The organism is Aromatoleum sp. (assembly GCF_035254505.1).
Classification (GTDB): Bacteria; Pseudomonadota; Gammaproteobacteria; order Burkholderiales; family Rhodocyclaceae; genus Aromatoleum.
On sequence record NZ_DATFAO010000026.1, the window covers coordinates 1 to 4,482 of the forward strand.

2 protein-coding genes are annotated in these 4,482 nt (G+C 61.3%); both read right to left on the reverse strand.

Features of this window, described 5'->3' with window-relative positions:
• Positions 1-226: 226 nt before the first annotated feature.
• A complete protein-coding gene (locus tag VJ673_RS04415) occupies positions 227-3,184 on the reverse strand; it encodes a bifunctional diguanylate cyclase/phosphodiesterase (RefSeq protein ID WP_324124825.1) in 2,958 nt (985 codons plus the stop codon).
• A 176-nt stretch (positions 3,185-3,360) separates the two neighbouring features.
• Positions 3,361-4,482, reverse strand: a 1,122-nt coding sequence (tyrS, locus tag VJ673_RS04420; protein WP_324124826.1) for a tyrosine--tRNA ligase, incomplete at its 5' end; no start/stop codon positions are given.

The window sequence follows — 4,482 nt, forward strand, 5'->3', positions numbered from 1 at the left end:
ATCGGTTGTCCAATTTTTTAAAGAACCGCTGCCGAAGCAGCGAGAAAGAGATTCTGACAAACTTCCTTGTCGCCGTCAAGTACTGCTGTGTTTTTTATTTCCTTCAACACCGCCGCGCTCAACGCTCTTTCCTCTTCCCGCCGCCGCCGCATTTGCCGGCAACGTCGCGAAGAGGGGCGGATTATATAGACGACAAGATCGGCGTCAAGCCCCCGCCAGAATTTCGTCATTGCTTGAGTGCGTCGAGGACGAAGCGCTCGAAGTCGCTCGCCGGAAGCGGCTTGCTCACAAGATACCCTTGCAAATAATCGCAACCACGCTCACGCAGGAAATCGCGCTGGGCTTCCGTCTCCACGCCTTCGGCCGTCACCTTTAGCGCGAGGCTGTGAGCCATATTGATGATCGCCTCGACCAGCAGCCGGTCATTGCGGTCTTCAGGGCAATCACGCACGAAGCTGCGATCGATCTTGACGCCACCGACCGGGAAACGCTTGAGATACGAGAGCGACGAATAGCCCGTCCCAAAATCATCCAGCGAGTAACCGATGCCGAACGCGCCGATTTCGCGCATGCGCGCCTCAGTGACATCGCTACTTTGCATGAGCACCGATTCGGTAATCTCAAGAACGAGCTCGAAGTCTCCGTCCTGCCGGTCTTCGCACAGGCTCCGCACGAGAGGTAATAGACCCGCCTCGCGGAACTGCACGCCCGAGACATTGACCGCAATGCGCAGCGCGGGCAATCCAGCCTGCCGCCATTGTCGAGTCTGGCGGACTGCTTCGCTCAGCACCCATTCACCGATGGCGACGATCAGGCCCGTGTCTTCCGCAATCCCGATGAATTCGTTCGGTGGGACGAGGCCACGCACCGGATGACGCCAACGAATGAGCGCCTCCGCGCCTGCGACCCTGCCGCTTTGAGCCTCGACGATCGGCTGGTAGTACAGCACGAACTGCTGTTGCGCGATGGCGGCGCGCAGTTCTCCTTCCAGCTGAACGCGAACTCGCGCCGCCTCCTGCATATCCTGTGCGTAGAACTGGCAGCAGTTCTTGCCCAGTTGCTTGGACTGATACATGGCAATGTCCGCATTGCGCAGCAGCGTCTGCACATCGTCGCCGTCGTCCGGAAAAACGGTAATCCCGAGGCTCCCCGAAATGTAGCGATTTGCGCCTGCGAGAACGAAGGGCTTACGAAGGACATTGAGCACCTTCTCCGCGACGGTCTGGAGGCCGTCCGCGTCGTCGATGTCCTCGACCACGAGGGTGAATTCGTCGCCGCCCAGGCGCCCCACGGTATCCTGGCTCCGGACACAGCCTTGCAGCCGGCTCGCGACCTCGACGAGCATTTCGTCGCCAACGTCGTGCCCAAGGGTGTCGTTGATCCACTTGAAGCCGTCGAGATCGAGGAATATCAGCCCCGCCTTGTGCTTGGTGCGCCGACTATGTGCGAGCGAGCGCTCCAGTCGATCGTGCAGCAGGTTCCGGTTTGCGAGGCCGGTCAGCGCGTCGAAGTTCGCCTGCCGCCAGATGACCTCCTCACGCTGCTTACGGCGCGTCATGTCACTGAAGATCGACACGTATTTGATGAGATTTCCATCACTGTCGCGCACCGCTGAAATGGAGAGCCATTGCGGATAGATATCCCCGGACTTGCGCCGATTCCATATCTCGCCTTCCCAGCGCCCGACCCGCTCGAGCGTGGACCAGAGGTTCTGGTAGAAAGCTTGGTCGTGGCGCCCCGACTTGAACATCGAGGGCGTCTGTCCGACTACCTCTTCGGCCGAGTAGCCGGTAATGGCCTGGAATGCAGGATTGACCGACGTGATGACGCCGTCGGCGCCCGCGGTCATGATCCCCTGGCTCGATGCGTCGAAGACGACCATCGCTTCCTGCATGCGCTCTTCCGCGAGCTTGCGCTCGGTGACATCCCGCACCAACGCGATGTAGCCGGCCGGCTGTCCGCTTCCTTCACTGAGCTGGCTCATTGAAGCGCTGAATTGCCGTGCGCCCGCGGGGACGTCGAGACTGTATTCGAACTCCCGCCGCAGACCGTCCCGAGCAATGCCGACAAGGGCGGCACGGATCTTGTCGATAACCCCGTCGGGCAAGGCGTCGCCATAAGGGCGCCCCAGGAAGTTCGGCACCGGCAGATAGAGCAACGAAGGATCCGGAGAATGACATTCGGTGATGCGACCACTTTCATCGAGCACGAATAGCAGATCGGGGAGGGACCCGATCAACGCGGCGAGCTTCGACTCGCGAGCGGCCAGTTCGAGCGTGCGTTCGTCGACAAGGCTTTCGAGACGGTGCCGGTGCTCCCGCAGCTCAGCCATCTGCTTCGCAAGCCAGCCGATCAGGAAACTGAACATGAGGCCGAGAAGGCTCTTGAGGGCCAGATCCTCTTTATGTGCCCACCCGTCGATCGGCGCTACGCTCATTGTCCAGACGCCGTTCGGCATGTTCAGCGAACGGTCGACCGGGTCGACAAGCGGTGTCTCTGACGACGCGGCAATCACCTGCTTCTGCCCGGTATCCGGATGCACCCGCCAGAGCTCGTACTGGAAACCACGTTTCACGAGTTGCGGCAGCTGTGCGCGAACGAGGACATTCGGGAAACGGATGAGGACCGTGACGAAGCCCCAGAAATGCGACCGTCCATATTCGTCGTCCAGATAGACCGGAAGGCGACCGACCGCGCCAATACCGCCTTGCATCAGATTGAACGGCCCGGCCAGGGTCAGCTTGCCGGTATCCCGTGCAAGAAACGCCTCCTTGGTGCGAGCCGGATCCGCGAGAAGGTCGTGACCGATCGCCTTGGCGTTCTCGCCTAGCGGGACAACTTGCCGTATGACGCCCCCCGGGGCGAGCTGAAGCGAGTCGGCTCCCGGATAATAGTGCAGCATCTCCGTGGCAACGGCCTCGAAGTTCGGCACGCCCCCCCGCCCCTGACGCACGAGGGCGGCCAATGCATAGGTTGCGGTGAGTCCGTGCTGGACGGCGTTCTCGACCTCATGCGCCTTGTCGCCCATGAGATCGGCGACCTCGGCGCGTCGGACATGAAGCGCCTCGCGCTCCGAATGCAGGATGTAGACAGCTGCCGCAAGGGCGGCGGCTAGAAACGCCACGAGACCCGCCGTGCTCGGGCGTGCAAAAAGGCGGCGGTAGAAATGCGGCGCGTTCGCCATCTGAATCAAAATCCTCCACTGGCCGTCGCGTGATCGAGAGCACAGCATTGCGCCTCGATCGGACGCGACCGCGGATCGGGCCATCCGCCGAAAGCAATAGAATGCCCTTTGATTATATTGCCAAGTGGAGATTTAGCTTGAAAGCGAATTTCCCGCGGTGGTGAGTCTTACTCCGTTCAGTCCAGGCGGACGGAAGCGAACTTGCGCTTACCCACTTGCAAGATGATCTTCTCGCCCGCCATCAGGATCAGAGCCTTGTCCTCGACACGCTCACCATTGAGCCGCACGGCTCCCTGGTCGATCATTCGCATCGCTTCGGAGGTCGTCCCTGTCAGCCCCGCCTGTTTGATGACTTGGAACACCGGCAGCCCTGCGTCACCGACCGCAACATTCACTTCCGGCATGTCGTCCGGCAGCACACCGCGCTGGAACCGGGCTTCGAATTCGCTGAGCGCATCCTCGGCGGCGCGCTTGTCGTGGAAGCGGGCGACGAGCTCCTGCGCAAGCAGCACCTTAATGTCTCGCGGATTTCGACCCCCCTCAACGTCGCGGCGCAAGGCAGCGATTTCCGCATTCGTGCGGAAGGAGAGCAGCTCGTAATAGCGCCACATCAGATCGTCGGAGACGGACATGATCTTGCCGAAGATCTCGCGCGCGGGCTCGGCGATGCCGATGTAGTTACCGAGGGACTTGGACATCTTGTTCACGCCGTCGAGGCCTTCCAGCAGCGGCATCATCAGCACGCACTGTGGAGCCTGCCCCTCATGCTTCTGCAGCTCACGCCCCATCAGCAGATTGAACTTCTGGTCCGTGCCACCAAGCTCGACGTCGGCGCGCATCGCCACCGAGTCGTAGCCCTGACATAGCGGGTAGAGGAATTCGTGAATGGCGATCGGCTGGCCGCCCGCATACCGTTTGGAAAAATCGTCGCGCTCGAGCATCCGGGCCACGGTATTGCGCGACGCGAGCCGGATCATGCCAGCCGAGCCGAGGGCCTCCATCCAGGTGGAGTTGAAGCAGATCTCCGTTCGATCCGGATCGAGAATCTTGAAGACCTGCTCCTGGTAGGTGCGAGCGTTCTCCATGATCTGTTCGCGCGACAGCGGCGGGCGGGTGGCGTTCTTGCCGGTCGGGTCGCCGATCATCCCGGTGAAGTCGCCGATCAGGAACAGGGCGTGGTGCCCCAGGTCCTGCAATTGCCGCATCTTGTTGAGCAGCACGGTGTGGCCTAAGTGCAGGTCCGGTGCGGTGGGGTCGAATCCGGCCTTGATGCGCAACGGCCGCCCAAGATCCAGCTT

Bases quoted from the DNA above. Each gene is read 5' to 3' on its own strand.
- VJ673_RS04415 (WP_324124825.1), bottom strand. From the start codon at position 3,184: ATGGCGAACGCGCCGCATTTCTACCGCCGCCTTTTTGCACGCCCGAGC.